The organism is Catenulispora pinisilvae (genome assembly GCF_015356865.1).
Taxonomy (GTDB): domain Bacteria; phylum Actinomycetota; class Actinomycetes; order Streptomycetales; family Catenulisporaceae; genus Catenulispora; species Catenulispora pinisilvae.
On record NZ_JAAFZA010000006.1, the window covers coordinates 24,390 to 40,044 of the forward strand.

A 15,655-nucleotide genomic window follows, 5' to 3' on the forward strand; every position below is an offset into this window, starting at 1 on the left:
TGCCGCGGTCCGCTGACATGTCTGTGCCCGCCACGACGCTCGATGCCAATGCCAATGCCAATGCCGACGCCAATGCCGACGCCAACGCCGCCGAGGCGCTGCACCGGCTCAGCGCGGCGCGCGCGACGCGGCAGCCGTGTGCCCCGGTGCGCGCCTTGCTGCCCGCCGGTGACGTGGACGCCGCGTACGCCGTCCAGTCCGCCTGGGTCGCCGGACAGCAGGCGGCCGGAGCCAGGATCGTGGGACGCAAGATCGGCCTGACCAATCCGCTCGTGCAGCGGCAGCTCGGTGTCGACCAGCCCGATTTCGGCGTCCTGCTCGACACCATGCAATGTCGGACCGATGTACCCATCGATACCGCGCGCACCCTGCAACCCAAGATCGAGACGGAGATCGCCTTCGTGCTCGCGCGCGATCTGACCTCTGCGGCGATCGACCGCGACGAGGTGGCCGCCGCCACCGCGTATGTCGTCGCCGCATTGGAGATCGTCGACAGCCGGATCGCCGAATGGGACATCGATATCGTGGACACCGTCGCGGACAACGCTTCCTCGGGTCTGTTCGTCCTGGGGGACCGGCACGTCGATCTCGCCGGACTCGATCTGCCCGCCTGTCGCATGACTCTGCTTCGCGCCGGGGGAGTGGTCTCGACCGGTTCGGGCGCCGACTGCCTTGGCGATCCGCTCACCGCGGTCGCCTGGCTGGCCACGACGGCGCGCGATCGTGGCCGACCGCTGCGGGCCGGGGAGATCGTCCTGTCCGGCGCGCTGGGACCCATGGTGCCGGTCACGCCGGGCGACAGTTTTCACGCGCGGATCAGCGGCGTCGGTGAGGTTAGAGCGAGCTTCGCGGGAGGCGCTTCGTGAACGACGAGAGCGGAGTGAACGAGCGAGTGAAGGCGGCCGTCATCGGCTCGGGCAACATCGGCACCGACCTGATGATCAAGATGCTGCGATTCAGCCGACACCTGGAGATCGCGGCGATGGTGGGCATCGACCCCGGCTCCGACGGTCTGGCAAGAGCCCGCCGCCTCGGGGTGCCGACCACCGATCAGGGTGTCAATGGTCTGATGGCGATGCCAGGCTTCGATGATATCGGGGTCGTGTTCGACGCCACCTCGGCCGGGGCGCACGTGGCCAACGCCCGGGCGCTCGCGCGGTATGGCAAACGCCTGATAGACCTGACTCCGGCCGCGCTCGGCCCGTTCGTGGTCCCCGCGGTCAATCTCGAAGAGAACCTGGACGCGGCCGACATCAACATGGTCACCTGCGGCGGCCAGGCGACCATCCCCGTCGTCGCGGCCGTCGCGCGAGCAGCGCCGGTGCGCTACGCCGAGATCGTCGCCTCGATCGCTTCCAAATCGGCCGGTCCCGGCACGCGCGCCAACATCGACGAGTTCACCCAGACCACCGCACGCGCCATCGAATCCGTCGGCGGTGCCGAGCGCGGCAAGGCCGTGATCATCCTCAATCCGGCCGAGCCCGCCCTCATCATGCGCGACACGGTGCTCTGCCTGGTGGACGCTCCCGATCCCGAGGTCCGTGCGCGGATCGCCGCAGCCGTCGAGCGCATGATCGCGGACGTGTCCGCCTACGTCCCCGGCTATCGCCTCAAGCGCCCGGTGCAGATCACGGCCGTCGACGGCCGACCGCACACCCTGGTGCCGGACCGGCCGGTGACCCACCAGGTCACCGTCCTGCTCGAAGTCGAAGGCGCCGGGCACTACCTCCCGGCCTACGCCGGGAATCTGGACATCATGACCTCGGCCGCCCTGCGCGTCGGCGAACAGATCGCGGCCCGGACCCCGCAGGCGGTGAAATGAGCACCCGGTTGTTCATCCAGGACGTCACCCTTCGCGACGGCATGCATGCCACCCGGCACCGCATCGACCCCGAACAGGCCGCGCGGATCGCCGCCGCCCTCGACGCGGCGGGTGTCGACGGGATCGAAGTCGCCCACGGAGACGGCCTGGCCGGAACCAGCCTCACCTATGGGCCCGGCAGCCATACCGACGCGGAGTGGATCGAGGCGGTGGCGCAGAGCCTGACCACGGCGCGGCTTACCACCCTGCTGCTGCCGGGTATCGGTACCGTCGAAGACCTGAAGCGGGCGTACGGACTCGGCGTGCGTTCGGTGCGCGTTGCCACGCACTGCACCGAGGCCGATATCTCAGCCCAACACATCGCCACGGCACGCGAACTCGGTATGGACGTCTCGGGATTCCTGATGATGAGCCACATGTCGCCGGCCGCGGACCTGGCGCGCCAAGCCGCCCTGATGGAGTCCTACGGCGCGCACTGCGTCTACGTGACCGACTCCGGCGGCCACCTGACGATGACCGGGGTGCGCGAGCGGGTCCGCGCCTATCGGGACCTCCTGGATCCGGCTACTGAGATCGGCATCCATGCGCACGAGAACTTGTCGCAGTCGGTCGCCAACTCGCTGGCCGCGGTCGAGGAGGGCGCCATCCGCGTCGACGCCTCGCTGGCCGGCCACGGCGCCGGGGCGGGCAACTGCCCGATCGAGGCCTTCATCGCCGTCGCGGACCTCGAAGGCTTGCAGCACGGTTGCGACCTGCTGGCCCTGCAAGACGCCGCGGACGATCTCGTCCGGCCGCTCCAGGACCGGCCCGTGCGGGTGGATCGCGAGACCCTCACCCTCGGCTACGCCGGGGTCTATTCCAGCTTCCTGCGGCATGCCGAGGCCGCGGCCGACCGGTACGGCGTCGACGTCCGCACGCTGCTCATCGAAGCCGGTCGGCGAGGTCTGGTCGGTGGCCAGGAGGACATGCTCGTCGACATCGCACTGGGGATGGAAGGGATGGAACGACCGGCGTCGACCGGTTCGTGACGGCGCGGCCTGGAGCTTGTTCCAGGGGTTGTTCCACGGCTTGTCTCAGGGCTTGTCTCAGGGTCCGTCGGGACGCAAGACGTCCTCGCTCTCCGTCGAAAGCTCGACGGGTTCGAGGTCGCGGCCGCTCATCTCCTCGCCGCAGTGGCTACAGGTCAGCACGGGTACGGCGATCTGGCCGCAGAGCTTGTGCCGCAGCCGGCGCTGGGCGGTCCGCTCGTGGTCCAGGTGGGTGCTGGCCCACTGGGACATCGTGATCCAGGCCGGGACCAGTTCCCGGGCGGCCGCGGTGAGCCGGTAGTCGAACCATTCCTTGTCCGCGCGGTACTGGTGGCGTTCGAGCAGACCGAGTTCGACCAGCGTCGTCAGGCGGGCGGTCAGCGTCCGGGGAGCGATGTCCAGGGCGCGTTGGAGCGTGCCGAACCGTTCCACGCCGAAGAACACTTGGCGCAGGATCGCGTAGTTCCAGCGCTCGCCCAGCAAGGCGAACAGCTCCTGCCCCATCGGCAGAGCGGGTCCTTCCGGCGCGTGCGCATCGCTGTCGCTGCCTCGATCGCTACCTCGATCGCTACTTCGATCACTGCTTCGGTCGCTGGTCGGCACGGCGGCAAGCCTACCCATCGCAGTACCCTCTTTCACTCCTACCGGTTCGGAAGTACTATCCCAATGGTAGTGGTTGTTCGGAAGGAGTACTCAGTGATGCGAGTCATGGTCGATCTGGCGCGCTGTCAGAGTTATGGGCAGTGCGTATTCGCCGCCCCGGAGATCTTCGAGATCAGCGGGCGGGAAGTCCTGGAATATGACAGCGCCCCGTCGGACGAGTGGCGGCTGCACCTGGAGCGGGCCCGCGCCGCGTGCCCGGTCCAGGCCATCACGATCGGGCCGGCCGCTGGTCCCGGCAAGGACGACGGGCAACCGTCGACCGTGCGCCCGGCAGCCGATTCCATGGGGGTACTCCGGTGAGCGGCCACCCGGGCAACCGCGGCGAGCATGTGGTGGGCGAGCACGTGGTGATCGTCGGTGCGTCGCTGACCGGCCTGCACGCCGCCGAGGCGCTTCGTGGCGGCGGGTTCGCGGGGCGCGTCACGCTTGTCGGAGCGGAGCCCCATCCTCCTTACGACCGGCCGTCATTGTCCAAGCGGGTGTTGGCCGGCCGCATGTCCGCCGACAGCACCGGACTGCCCCAACGGCAGGACCTCGACGCGCACTGGCGCCTGGGCAACGCGGCGGTCGCCCTCGACCGCGATACCAAGACCCTGACCCTCGACGACGGCACGGCGCTCGGCTTCGACAAGCTGCTGATCGCCACCGGAACGCGGGCCCGGCGCTGGCCGGACACCGCCGAGGCGGCTCTCACCGGCGTCCTGAGCATTCGCACCCGCGACGACGCCCTGGAACTCCAGGCCCGGCTGGCCGCGCGCCCCCGCCGGGTGCTGGTGATCGGCGCCGGGTTCGTGGGTTCGGAAGTGGCGTCGGTCTGCCGCGAACTGGATCTCGACGTCACCGTCGTCGAACGCTCGGCGGCTCCCCTGGCCGGTGCCCTGGGCCAGTGGGCCGGGGCCGCGGCCGGACGTCTTCAGCGCGGTCACGGCGTCGACCTGCGTACCGAGACGTCGGTGCTCGCCCTCGAAGGCGATGCCGACGGCCGGCTGCGGCGCGTCCGGCTCTCCGACGGCGACGTGCTCGACGTCGACGTGGCCGTGGTCGCGCTGGGCGCGGTCCGCAACGTCGAATGGCTGGCCGGCTCCGGGCTCGCCATCGACGCCCGCGGGGTCCAGTGCGATCCCTTCTGCCGTGCCGTCGACACCGATGGCCGGCCCTGCGACGACATCCTCGTGGCCGGAGATGTCGCCTGCTGGCCGCACCCGCTCTATGAGGGCCTGCTCGCCGTCGAGCACTGGGACAACGCCGTGCGGCAGGCACGTGTCGCAGCCACGACCATCCTTCACGGGGCGGTCCGCGCGCACACCGCGCTCCCGACGTTCTGGTCCAACCAGTTCGGCGTGAACATCAAGGTGGTCGGGGTGCCCGGGCGCGCGGACCAGGTCGCGGTTCTCCAAGGCTCGGTGGAGCGGGCCGCCTTCGTCGCCGCCTACGGCCGCGGCGGCAGGATCATCGGCGCGCTGGCCGTCAACACCCCCCGGGCGCTCGACGCTTACGCCGAGATGATCAGCAGCCGGATGAGCTTCCCGCCCGATCTGAACGCGGCCGACGCCCCTGACCCGATACGCGTCCTCGACCTCGCCGTGCCTGCGGCCGGATAGGCCGTCCGCGCCCCGCACAAAGCTCCACTGACCAGACAATCGGAGGGTTTCATCATGTCGAAAAGCACTGGGGTCGACTCCCGGCCCGTCTCCGTCTCCGACGTGTCGACTCCGCGGGCCGAGTTGTTCGCCCGCGTCCTCGACCCCGCCAGCCGCGCGAACCCCTACCCGATCTACGCCGCCCTGCGCTCGGAGCCGGTGTCCCGCCAGTCCGACGGAACCTGGGTGGTCAGCGGCTTCGACGAGATCGCCGCTCTGCTCCACGACCCGCGGATCAGCTCGGATCTGCGCAATGCCGGCCAGCCGGCCGGCGGCCAGTCCCTGATCATGCAGGATCCGCCGAACCACGACCGCCTCCGCGCCGCCGTCATGGGCAGGTTCACCCCGGAAGTCGTCGAATCCCTGCGCCAGGGAGTCCACGATCTCGTAGCCGGACTGCTGGACGCGGCCGGGCCCGGTACGCGGCTGGACCTGGTCGAAGAGATCGCCTACCCGCTGCCGGTCAGCGTGATCTGCAAGTTGCTCGGCATCCCGCCGCAGGACGAGGCCCGGTTCCACGGCTGGGCCGACACTCTGGCGCGAACCCTCGACCTGGATCCGACCATGTCGCGGGAAGAACAGGACGCCATCGATCACGCGTTCACCGAGCTGCACCATTACCTTGAGAACCTGGTCGCAGACCGCGCCGAGCACCGGGGCGACGACCTGGTCTCCGGACTGCTGACCGGTGGCGACCACGGCGAGCCGCTCCGCGGCGAGGAGCTGCTGATCACCGTGCGCCTGCTGCTCATCGCCGGCCACGAGACCACCGTCAACCTCATCACCAACGGCATGCTCACCCTGCTGCGCCACCCGGACATCCTGGAGCGCTTCCGCCACGAGCCGGACCTGGTGGTGCCGATGGTCGAGGAACTGGTGCGCTACGAGCCGTCGGTCCAGTTCCGCTACCGCGCCGCCCTCGCGGACATCGAGATCGCGGGCACCACGATCCCGCGCGGATCCGTCGTGGTCTTGCTCCTGGCGGCGGGCAGCCGCGACCCGGGACACTTCACCGACCCCGACCGCTTCGTCCCGGACCGGCTCCCCAACGAGCACTTCGGTTTCGGCGGCGGGATCCACTACTGCATCGGCGCACCCCTGGCCCGCATGGAGGCGCAGATCGTTCTACCGGAGCTGGTCCGGCGCCTCGTCAACCCCCGCCTCACGATGGACCCGCCGCCGTATCGACCGACGGCGGCGTTGCGCGGCCCGCGCCATCTGTGGGTCGAGGTGGACGGCGTCCGGCCCTGATCCGCAGACCATGTCTGGCGTCGCGGAAAATCGGCGGCGACTCGACCCCCGGTAGAGATCCACGGTACCGCCTCCCGGGACGCCTCGGTGTCGGCGGATTACTGCGTGCTCCACGTGGCAGGGGCCTCGGGGATGGCGATCTCGTTGAGCTGGAAGAGGCTGCCGGGCCCGCTGGTACTCAGGTCTGGGATGGACGAGATGAAGGCGTGGACGTGGTCGGTTCGCAGATGCGCGGCGAACGCGGCGGCGTCGGCGTAGACCTCGTAGAGGTAGAACCGGCCGGGTATGTCACGTGCCTCATACCCGATGAAGGTGACGCAGCCGGGCTCCTGGCGCACGGCGCGGATCAGCTCGATGATGCGCTCGCGGAAGGCGTCGGCCAGGCCGGGCTTGGCGTCCAGGATGGCGATCATCGGGCGCGGGTTCGGGTCGTCGGTGTCAGCTTGCAGGTTGTCGTGGTGCAGGGTCGCGGTGAGGAAGTCCTCGGTGTCGGTCATGGTGGTGGTGGCTGTGTCGGTGACTGTGTCGGTGATGGTCATGGTCTACAGCTCGATTCGGATGCCGGGTTCGACGATGCGAACGCTGGTTTCGGGAGCCAGGGTGCGGGATGCGTCCTGGAAGTGCAGTGGGTTCTTGTCGCTGTGGGTGATGAGCCGGTCCCCGAGGAAGCCCTTGGTGAAGGTGTAGTGGTGCGGGATGGCCAGTTCGGGCTTGAGGATCGCGGTGAGTTCGGCGGCCTCGTCGGCGTTCATGACGACCTGCATGTTGTTCGCGGGCCGGATGTGCAGGCCGTTGGTGGGCAGCAGCGCCAGGGAGATGTGGCCGAGCCGCTTGGGGATGTCGGCGAGTTCGGGGATGAGCATGGTGTCGCCGGCGAAGTACACCGCGTCCGAACCTGCCCGAAGGACGAACGTGACCTCGTAGACGCCGTGCTTGCCGGGGGCGGCGGTGATGCTCACCCCGCCGACTTCCGCCTGCTCCCAGGGGGCGAGGGCGGTGACGTTCGTGAAGCCGTGGCGGCGGGCGGTGCTGACGACGGTCTCGGCGACGAACAGCGGGACCGAGCGGTCGCGGTAGGCGGCGAACGCGTCCAGGTCGCAGTGGTCGTAGTGCTCGTGGCTGATCAGGACGCCGTCGAGCTTGGGCAGGTCGGGGATGGCGACGGCGATCGGCTCGCCCTGGTAGTAGCCGGGTCTGGTGCTGAACCAGGGGTCGGTCAGGAAGGTGCGGCCGCCGATCTCGATCAGGTGGCAGCTGTGGGTGATGCGGGTGACTGCGGTCTTGGACATGGTCGTGGCGTCCTTAGCGGGTGAAGGCGGAGAAGTCAGTGTTCGCGCTGTCCCAGATCGCCGTGATGACCTGGTCCGGGGTCTCCAACTGCGGGGAGTGCCCGGTGTCGGGCAGCAGCTGGAACTGGGCCATCGGGATCGCGGCGGCGTAGGCGCGTCCGTAGTCGACGTCGACCATCCCGTCGCTCTCGCCCCAGAGCACGAGCGTGGGGATCTCCAGCGTCCCGAGCCGCCCGACAAGAGCCGGATCGGTCATGCCGGAACCCGCATACGTGGCGATCGCGGCCCGGTTCCCGGCGGCGATCGCCTGCGCGGCCGGGGGCAGCGTCGCCGGGTCGATGCGGAACTGGTCGGGGTCGTGGAAGCTGCGCGCGAAGACCTCGTCCATGGTCAGGGTGAAGAAGTCGGCGACCGGATGGCCGGGCACCTCGATGCCGACGGCGTCGATCAGGACGATGCCGCTTACCCGCGCAGACTCCAGCAGCGCGATCTCGGCGGCGATCCAGCCGCCGAGCGAGTTGCCGATGACGGTGACGTCGGCCAGGTCCAGCTGATCGAGCAGCCCCTGATACAGCGCGGCCAGCGCGGGGATCGTGCCGACGGACTCGGGCCGCGCGGTGCCGCCGAAGCCGGGATGGGTCGGGACGAGCACGCGCACCTGGTGCGTGGCGGCGAACTTCTCGGCGAAGCCGGCGACGGACTGCGGCCCGGCGCCGCCGTGCAGCAGCAGGAACGGCTGGCCGGCGCCGTATTCGGCGACGCTCACCTCGGCCGGGCCGGCTCCGTCGACGGCCACGGAGTAGGTCTTGGTGGTGCTCATGGAGCTCTCCTTCATGGTTTTTGGATTTCAGTGGCTTGATTCGGGCCGGTCGGGTCGGTCGCGCCGATCGGGTCGGTGGAGCCGGTCGAGCTGATCGAGCCGCTGGGGGATCAGCCCAGCGCGCCGGTCTGGCGCAACAAGGTCACTCCGTCGGCGACGGCCCAGTGCTCGATCCACTGCCCGTCCCGGAAGCGCACCAGGTCCATGACCCGGAACTCGATCGGGTTGCCCGAGGGCGGCAGCCCGAACCACGTCCCGGTGTGGCGGCCGCGGAACATCTTGTGGGTGGCCACGAGATCGCCGTCCCCGACGCAGTGCAGGATCTCGATCCGCAGGTCGGAGAACGCCTGGTGCATGGCCGCCACGGTCTCGCCGATCCCGGCGCGGTCGGCCTGCTGACCCGGCTCGACGGTGTGGTTGCGGAAGGCGGGGTGGACGAGCCGGTCGATCAGCTCCAACCGGCCCATCTGCTGCACCTGCCCGACGAAGTACCGCATGAGCTCGCTGTCGGACAGCCGGCCCGGATCCTGTTGATCCACAAGTCTCACGTCTCCCTCATGCGCTGGGTCTGAACTGGGGATTGCCCCCACGACCGAGCCTAGGAAGACTGGGGACGCACCGGCGTGGACCGCAGCGCCAACCGAACAGAACATCGGCGCCACGCCGATGCGCGTCGGAACAGTGAACCCAACAGCGCATACCGCCGAACCCCAACGCCGAAACCCAACGGATCGAGTCACATGGACCGCAATGGAGCGGAAAGCGGTAAGGCAGCCGGAGACCGCTCGCCGGACGCCACGACTCCCGGCGGCGTATCGCAGGCCTTCGAAGCCTTCCGCCGCGGCTGGGAGGCGGAGTTCGGCCAGGGCGTCCCCCTGCCGACCTTCACCCCGGCCACGACCGCCGACTTCCGCGTCAAACACCGCGCGACCCGGGTGGACGACGTGGCGATCACCGACCTGCACGGCGCGTCGGTGATCCGCACCGACGGCCCGCTCACCAGCTCGGAGGACGTGGTTCGGCTCTACGTCGTGCAGCGTGGTGCCTGGACTCTGGGCGGTCCCCACGATCGCGCCGAGCGCACGATATCGGCCGGTCAGTTCCTGCTGAAGCATGTCGGCCGGCCGTCCCACTTCCAGACGGTGCCCGACACGGCGGCGACGGTCCTGGTCCTGCCCGCCGCCATCCTCAAACCGCTGCTCGGCGGCCGGATCCTCACCGGCCCGAGCAACTCGGCCGAACTGCGCCTGCTCACCGCCCACACGAACATGGTCCGGCTGACGATGCCCGACCTCACCCCGGCCGGCGTGCAGGCGGCGCACAGCACGCTCATCGAACTGACCAAGGCGGTGGCCCGCCGGCGCTTCGACGATGCCGAACCGGTGCTCGCACCGGCCCTGGTCCAGGCCGCGAAAGACCTGGCGGACAGCCGGCTCGCGGACCCCGAGCTGTCCGCGGTGGTGCTGGCGCGGGAGCTCAACGTCTCGCTGCGGACCTTGCAGCGGGCGTTCACCGTCGCGGGGGAGTCAGTGATCTCCTATATCCGCGAGCGGCGCCTGGAGGAGGCCCGGCTGGCGCTGACCGCGCCGCCCGCCAGTCGGCTGAGCGTCTCAGAGCTCGCCGCGCACTGGCAGTTCGCTGACAGCAGCCACTTCATCCGGACTTTCAAGAAGCGCTACGGCCGCACGCCCACCGACTACGCCCGCTCCATCTCGTCGGCCCGGGGCTGAACGCGGCCAGCGGGACTGTGGGACTGCGCGCGCGCTGACAGCCGAGAGCAGGACGTCAGGATTCTCCGGTCGCAGGACCCTCACTCTCCTTCGAGCTCCCGGCGCACGGTGGCGGCGATGCGCGTGAGTCCGGCGCCGAGCTGTCGGCGTTGCGCGGCGCTGAGCGGATCGAGCACGAGGCGTTTCACCTGCGCGACGTGGTCCGGTGCATTCGCGACGACCTTCTGCCGACCGGCGTCGGTCAGGGTGGCCAGGGTGTACCGGCCGTTGCTCGGATCGGGCCGGCGCGCGACCCAGTCGCGGGCTTCGAAGCGGTCCATCACCTTCGACAGGCGAGGCAGGGTGCTGCCGAAGTCCCTGGCCAGCTCGCCCAGGCGCATCGTGGCCTCGTCGGCCATCGACAGCCGGGCCAGGACGCCGTACTCGAAGTTGGAGATGCCGGCATCTCGTTGCAGCTGACGGTCGAGGGCTACCGGGAGGGCGATGACGACGGTCAGCAGCGCCTGCCACAGGTCCTGCTGGTCGTCGTCGAGCCAGGGTGACGGGGTGTCCATGCGGCCCATCATACTTGCCCAGGCAACTCGCTTGACTTGCCAAGGCAAGTGTCGCCGGGTTAGCTTGGGACTTGCCCAGGCAAGTGAATAGGCACCTTTTCGAAGGTGATCCCTGTGGAGGACCCGATACCGATGACCACCGTGAGCAGCCAGAATTCCGGCCTCGGCGCCCGCATACCCGCCGGTGCATACCCGGCCGCGGCGTACGACGATCACCTGGCGCGGGTCCTGCCGCAGGCGCACGAGCAACGCTTGTGGAGCCCCTCAGACGGACCCCTACCCAGTCTGTTCGTCAGCCACGGTGCCCCGTTCACCCTCGACGATCCGCAGTGGATCGGCGACCTGTTCGCCTGGGCCCAGTCGATGCCGAAGCCCAAGGCCGTGGTCGTCGTCTCAGCACACTGGGAGCAGGCACACGCCGCGATCTCCGGTACGGCAGCCGGTACCCCGCTCTACTACGACTTCAGCGGCTTCCACCCGCGCTACAAGACCCTTCCTTACGCGACCCCGGATGCGACCGACCTGGCTCGGCGACTCAAGGGCCTGCTGGGCCGGACGCCGGTGCACGAGTTCAGCGACCGCGGCCTCGACCACGGCGCCTTCATCCCCCTCATGGCCATGTACCCGGCGGCCGACGTCCCGATCGTGCAGCTGTCGATGCCGAGCCTGGACCCCGGAGCCCTGCTCAAACTCGGGGCGCGCCTGCGGCCTCTGCGGGACGAGGGCGTCCTCGTCCTCGGCTCGGGCTTCATGACGCACAGCTTCGCTGTCTTCCGCAGCCCGGCGCTCGCCGCGCACACCGTGGCCTTCGACGAATGGGCCGTCGACGCTCTGGCCCGGGCCGACGTCGACGCCCTCACCGACTTCCGCGGCAAGGCACCCGGCGCCGCGGTCGCCCATCCGACTGCCGAGCACTTCGTCCCGCTGTTGCTCAGCGTCGGCGCCGCCGATGATCCGGCCAGCGTCACGAGCGCCATCGATCGCATCGTGATGGGCAACTCCACGCGATCAGTGCAGATGGCTTGACCCACTCAGCCTGGCAATCGCTTGGCTCATCGCAGCTAACTCACCACATAACACTCACCACACAACAAAGGACATGTCATGAACGCAGTCATGAAAGCAGTGCGTTTCCACGAGTTCGGCGACAGCGAGGTCCTGCGCTTCGAGGACGTCGACCGCCCGGTCCCCGGCGCCGGGCAGGTCTTGGTGCGGGTGGCGGCGACGTCGTTCAACCCGGTCGACGACCACATCCGGGCCGGCGTCCTGGCCGAGATGATCCCGATCAGCCTGCCTTACGTGCCGGGGATCGACGTGGCCGGCACCGTCGCCGAACTCGGCGCGGACGTGACGAGCGTGCGGGTCGGCGACCGGGTCGTGGCGATGCTGCCGCTGGACTCCGCCGGCGGCGCCGCCGAGTATGTGCTCGCCTCGGCCGAGTACCTGGCCCCGGCGCCGGCGACGATCGATCTGGTCGACGCCGCGGCGCTGCCCCTGACCGGACTGGCCGCTTGGCAGACCGTTTTCGAGCTCGCCGAGCTGAAGCCGGGGCAGACCGTCCTGGTCAACGGGGCCGGCGGGGCGGTGGGCGCTCTCGTGGTGCAGCTGGCCGTGGAGCTGGGAGCGCACGTGACCGCGGTGGACGTACCGCAGAACGCAGACCGCCTCCGGTCCTACGGCGCGCACCGGGTCGTCGGGCCGCTCGACCTCGCCGCCGGCCCGGACGCCGTGGGCGGTTCGTTCCAGGTCGTGGTGAACCACGTGCGCGTCGCCCCCGCGGAGCTCGCGCAGCTGGCGGCCTACATCGCCGACGGCGGGGTCGCCGCCAGCACCGCCGGCCCGATTCCCGAGGACCCGGCCCGCGGCGTGCGCAGCGCGAGCCTGTGGGTCCGCAGCGACGCGGCTCAGCTGTCCGAGCTGGTCGCCAGGGTGGACGCCGGCAAGCTCCGGCTCCACGTCGCCGACCGCCGCCCGGTGGCCGAGCTGGCCGCCGTGCACGCCGACGCCGGCGCCGGGCGCGTGACCGGCAAGATCGTCGTGCTCGCTCCCTGACCCCGACCGGGGCGACTCCGGCGGGTTGACTCGGCATCAGGCCGCGGTGGAGTAACGGACTGCGTGACTACCGCAGTCGTGAAGCGCCAGGTCGGAGCTGGTGGTGGTTCTTGGTGTAGTCGCAGCTCAGAAGCGCAGGAGCACCTTGGCGGACCGGCCGGGGTCCGCGGCGACCGTGAAAGCGTCCGCGAGGTCGTCCAGGGCGAACTCGTGGCTGATGATGGCCTCGACGCCCGAGTCGGGTTCGGCGAGGAAGCGCAGTGACGCGGGTAGTTCGGTGCCCATGCGCAGGGAGCCGGTGACTGTCAGTTCGTTGGTCACGATCTGCGAGGCGGGCAATGGGAAATCGGCGAGTGGGAGTTGTCCGACAGCCACCACAGTGCCTCCGCGGCACGCCGCACCGAGCGCCGTGGCCAGGCCCGCGGGCGCACCGGAGGACTCGAAGACGATGTCGGCCGGGGGGATCGGCGTGCCGTTGGACAGCTGCTCGACCGTGAGGGTCCGGTCGGCCCCTATCCGGGCGGCGACCTGGAGCGGGCGGGCGTGCAGGTCGGTGACGGTCACCGCGCCGGCGCCTCGGTGCCGGGCGATGGCGGCGACCAGCAGTCCGATGGGGCCGGCGCCCACTATCAGGACGTGCGCGCCGTGCAGGGGCGGCCCGTCGGCTTGTTCGGCGCGGGTGACCGCGTGCCAGGCGATCGCCGTCGGTTCGGCCAGGGCGGCGCGGCGCAGTTCCATGCCGTCGGGGATCGGGACGAGCCGGCCGGTCGGGACGGTCATCCAGGTGGCGAATCCGCCATCGGTGTGCGGCCACTGCGCGGCGCTGCCCAGGTAGCGGCACTTCGGGCACAGGTGTTCCCGGCCGCCGCGGCACCACTGGCAGACTCCGCAGGTCTGCGCCGGGTGTACGACCACTGCGGTGGACTCCGCCGGCCCCGAGCCGTCGACGGCGGCCTGCGCGATCGTGCCGACGACCTCGTGGCCCAGGACCATCGGGGCCCGCAGGACGGAGGCGCCGACCGCGCCGTGACGCCAGTAGTGGATGTCGGAGCCGCAGATGCCGCCGTACGCGATGCGCAGAACCGCTTCGTGCGGTTGCGGTGCGGCCAGTTCCAGCCGGTCCAGCCGAAGATCGCCGGCGGCGTGGATCCGGACGGCCTCGACGGTGCGCTCTGGCGTGAGTACGGCCTGGCCGGATGGGAGCGCCATGTCAGATGACCGCCGTCATTCCGCCGTCGACGAAGACGACCTGCCCGTTGACGAAGTCCGAAGCGGCCGACGCCAGCCACACGGCGGGGCCGGCCAGGTCCTGCGGGGTTCCCCAGCGGCCAGCCGGTGTCCGGGACCGGATCCAGTCGACCATCTCAGGGTCCTGTTGTAGGGCGGCGTTCAGGTCGGTGTCGATGTAGCCCGGCGCCAGCCCGTTGACCTGGATTCCGGCCGCGGCCCACTCCGCGCACATGACCTGTCCCAGGGCGCCCAGACCCGCCTTGGCCGCGGCGTAGGCGGAGGTGGAACCGCGGACCAGCCGGTTCTGCACCGAGCAGACGTTGATGATCTTGCCCCGGCCGCGGACGATCATTGCCGGGGCGAGCTGCCGGGCGAGCAGGAAGCAGCTGGTGAGATTCGCTGACAGCACTTCCTGCCAGGCGTGTAGCGGGAAGTCGACCAAGGCCGACCGGTGTTGGATGCCGGCGTTGTTGACCAGGATGTCGATGCCGCCCAAGTCCTGCTCCAGCCGGGCGACGGCGGACAGCATGGCCTCGGCATCGGTGACGTCGAAGGCCACGGAGTCCACCGAGGCCTCGATGCCGTCGTCGGCGAGCGCGTCGCGCAGCCGATTCGCCGCGGCCTTGACGCCGGGCTCATCACGGCCGTGTACGGCGATGTGCGCGCCGGCGCGGGCCAGGCCCTCGGCGATGCCGGCGCCGATGCCCCGGGTGGAACCCGTGACCAACGCTCGCCGGCCGGACAGGTCGAACGGTGAAGTGCGGTTGCGCTCTTCCAAGATCACCGATGTCCTCACGCCTGGAATCCGAGTTCGACGCTCGCCAGGTCGACGAGTTCGCGGGCGATTCGCTCGGCCTGGGTCGCGGCCTGACCGGCGTTGCCGCCGCCGGCCCGCTCCAGGGCCAGCAGGAGTTTGCGGTGCAGGACGAGCGAAGGCGGCGTCAGCTCGGTGATGGCCGTGCGCGACTCGTGCTGCCGGGCCTCCAGGGCGGCGACGACCACCTGCCCGAAGCGCGCGACCAGCTCGTTGCCGCAGCCGATCAGGATCGTGCTGTGGAACACCTCGTCGGCGGGCAGGAATGTGCGCCGGTCCGCGGTCTGGGCGGCGGCTTCCATCGTGTCGCAGGACTCGCGCAGGGTCTGAAGCGCCGCGGCGTCCAGCCGGCCGGCCGCCAGCCGGGCGGCCAGCGGCTCGATGCCGCTGCGCAGCTGCAGCAGGTCGTGCAGTTGCAGGTCGCTGTCCTTGCCTTCGGAGCGCCATGCGATTACCTGAGTGTCCAGCAGGTTCCATTCGGCGCGGGGCAGTACGCGTGTGCCGACCTTGTGCCGGGCCACGATCATGCCGAGGCTGGACAGGACGCGAAGGGCCTCACGGGTCACCGAGCGTGACACGTCCAGCTCCTGCTCGATCTTGTCCAGGTCGATGATCTCCCCTTCGGCGAGGTGACCGTCGACGATCGCAGCCCCGAGTTCGTTGACGACGCGCGTGTGAAGATCGCCGCGGCGCTGCATCCGCCCCCCTTGTGGTCCGGTTCCTGCTGCCGATACTAATCATAGTAATCCGAGGATTGGAAGG

Annotated in this window: 18 protein-coding genes; 9 read left to right on the forward strand and 9 right to left on the reverse strand. The window is 70.0% G+C overall.

What is annotated here, in order from left to right; all coding sequences use genetic code 11:
* Nucleotides 1-17: 17 nt before the first annotated feature.
* Genes IZR01_RS03050 through dmpG form a run of 3 tightly spaced genes read left to right on the forward strand, consistent with a single transcriptional unit; the run spans nt 18 to nt 2,850 of the window.
* A complete protein-coding gene (locus tag IZR01_RS03050; RefSeq protein ID WP_194922790.1) occupies nt 18-866 on the forward strand; it encodes a 2-keto-4-pentenoate hydratase in 849 nt (282 codons plus the stop codon).
* The gene (locus IZR01_RS03055) at nt 863-1,822 is read left to right on the forward strand and encodes an acetaldehyde dehydrogenase (acetylating) (RefSeq protein WP_323746887.1); all 960 of its coding nucleotides are present in this window, start codon (nt 863-865) and stop codon (nt 1,820-1,822) included. The genes IZR01_RS03050 and IZR01_RS03055 overlap by 4 nt, the downstream gene beginning before the upstream one ends.
* Nucleotides 1,819-2,850 carry a 4-hydroxy-2-oxovalerate aldolase gene (gene dmpG, locus IZR01_RS03060; protein WP_194922791.1) on the forward strand — a complete coding sequence of 344 codons (1,032 nt, stop codon included), beginning with the start codon at nt 1,819-1,821 and terminating at the stop codon, nt 2,848-2,850. The genes IZR01_RS03055 and dmpG overlap by 4 nt, the downstream gene beginning before the upstream one ends.
* Nucleotides 2,851-2,907: 57 nt before the next feature.
* Here the strand turns inward: dmpG and IZR01_RS03065 are convergent, their stop codons facing one another.
* Nucleotides 2,908-3,354 carry a winged helix-turn-helix transcriptional regulator gene (locus IZR01_RS03065; RefSeq protein WP_194922792.1) on the reverse strand — a complete coding sequence of 149 codons (447 nt, stop codon included), beginning with the start codon at nt 3,352-3,354 and terminating at the stop codon, nt 2,908-2,910.
* Between the two features lie 195 nt (nt 3,355-3,549).
* On the opposite strand from IZR01_RS03065, the gene IZR01_RS03070 reads away from it, so the two are divergent.
* From IZR01_RS03070 to IZR01_RS03080, 3 genes are read left to right on the forward strand one after another with little or no spacing between them, the layout of a single operon-like run.
* A complete protein-coding gene (locus IZR01_RS03070; protein ID WP_194891811.1) occupies nt 3,550-3,813 on the forward strand; it encodes a ferredoxin in 264 nt (87 codons plus the stop codon).
* Nucleotides 3,810-5,114, forward strand: coding sequence for an NAD(P)/FAD-dependent oxidoreductase (locus tag IZR01_RS03075; protein WP_323746888.1), 1,305 nt, complete (start codon nt 3,810-3,812; stop codon nt 5,112-5,114). Before IZR01_RS03070 ends, IZR01_RS03075 begins: the two co-directional genes overlap by 4 nt.
* Nucleotides 5,115-5,168: 54 nt before the next feature.
* Nucleotides 5,169-6,404 (forward strand): cytochrome P450, encoded by a 1,236-nt coding sequence (locus tag IZR01_RS03080; protein ID WP_194922793.1) that lies wholly within the window; start codon nt 5,169-5,171, stop codon nt 6,402-6,404.
* A 98-nt stretch (nt 6,405-6,502) separates the two neighbouring features.
* Here IZR01_RS03080 and IZR01_RS03085 read toward each other — a convergent pair whose 3' ends face one another.
* From IZR01_RS03085 to IZR01_RS03100, 4 genes are all read right to left on the reverse strand, one after another.
* Entirely contained in the window at nt 6,503-6,943 is a 441-nt protein-coding gene (locus IZR01_RS03085) for a putative quinol monooxygenase (protein WP_194891809.1), read from the reverse strand.
* Nucleotides 6,944-6,946: 3 nt separating this feature from the next.
* Nucleotides 6,947-7,693: an MBL fold metallo-hydrolase gene (locus tag IZR01_RS03090; protein ID WP_194922794.1), complete on the reverse strand. Its 747-nt coding sequence runs from the start codon at nt 7,691-7,693 to the stop codon at nt 6,947-6,949.
* A 13-nt stretch (nt 7,694-7,706) separates the two neighbouring features.
* Nucleotides 7,707-8,513 carry an alpha/beta fold hydrolase gene (locus IZR01_RS03095; RefSeq protein ID WP_194922795.1) on the reverse strand — a complete coding sequence of 269 codons (807 nt, stop codon included), beginning with the start codon at nt 8,511-8,513 and terminating at the stop codon, nt 7,707-7,709.
* Nucleotides 8,514-8,623: 110 nt separating this feature from the next.
* A complete protein-coding gene (locus IZR01_RS03100) occupies nt 8,624-9,061 on the reverse strand; it encodes an ester cyclase (RefSeq protein WP_323746102.1) in 438 nt (145 codons plus the stop codon).
* Between the two features lie 192 nt (nt 9,062-9,253).
* On the opposite strand from IZR01_RS03100, the gene IZR01_RS03105 reads away from it, so the two are divergent.
* Nucleotides 9,254-10,243, forward strand: a complete 990-nt coding sequence (locus tag IZR01_RS03105) for a helix-turn-helix domain-containing protein (RefSeq protein ID WP_194922796.1) — start codon at nt 9,254-9,256, stop codon at nt 10,241-10,243.
* Between the two features lie 80 nt (nt 10,244-10,323).
* On the opposite strand, the gene IZR01_RS03110 is transcribed toward IZR01_RS03105, so the two are convergent.
* Nucleotides 10,324-10,797 (reverse strand): MarR family winged helix-turn-helix transcriptional regulator, encoded by a 474-nt coding sequence (locus tag IZR01_RS03110; RefSeq protein WP_194922797.1) that lies wholly within the window; start codon nt 10,795-10,797, stop codon nt 10,324-10,326.
* 132 nt (nt 10,798-10,929) lie between these two features.
* Here IZR01_RS03110 and IZR01_RS03115 point away from each other — a divergent pair, with 132 nt between their 5' ends.
* Nucleotides 10,930-11,823 (forward strand): dioxygenase family protein, encoded by an 894-nt coding sequence (locus IZR01_RS03115; RefSeq protein ID WP_194922844.1) that lies wholly within the window; start codon nt 10,930-10,932, stop codon nt 11,821-11,823.
* A gap of 90 nt (nt 11,824-11,913) precedes the next feature.
* Nucleotides 11,914-12,849 carry an NADP-dependent oxidoreductase gene (locus IZR01_RS03120; protein WP_194922845.1) on the forward strand — a complete coding sequence of 312 codons (936 nt, stop codon included), beginning with the start codon at nt 11,914-11,916 and terminating at the stop codon, nt 12,847-12,849.
* Nucleotides 12,850-12,975: 126 nt separating this feature from the next.
* Here the strand turns inward: IZR01_RS03120 and IZR01_RS03125 are convergent, their stop codons facing one another.
* Genes IZR01_RS03125 through IZR01_RS03135 form a run of 3 tightly spaced genes read right to left on the reverse strand, consistent with a single transcriptional unit; the run spans nt 12,976 to nt 15,591 of the window.
* Nucleotides 12,976-14,058: an L-idonate 5-dehydrogenase gene (locus IZR01_RS03125; RefSeq protein ID WP_194922798.1), complete on the reverse strand. Its 1,083-nt coding sequence runs from the start codon at nt 14,056-14,058 to the stop codon at nt 12,976-12,978.
* A gap of 1 nt (nt 14,059) precedes the next feature.
* The gene (locus IZR01_RS03130) at nt 14,060-14,875 is read right to left on the reverse strand and encodes an SDR family oxidoreductase (protein ID WP_323746890.1); all 816 of its coding nucleotides are present in this window, start codon (nt 14,873-14,875) and stop codon (nt 14,060-14,062) included.
* Complete coding sequence (locus IZR01_RS03135; RefSeq protein WP_194922799.1) at nt 14,872-15,591, reverse strand: FadR/GntR family transcriptional regulator; 720 nt, start codon at nt 15,589-15,591, stop codon at nt 14,872-14,874. The genes IZR01_RS03130 and IZR01_RS03135 overlap by 4 nt, the downstream gene beginning before the upstream one ends.
* Between the last annotated feature and the right edge of the window lie 64 nt (nt 15,592-15,655).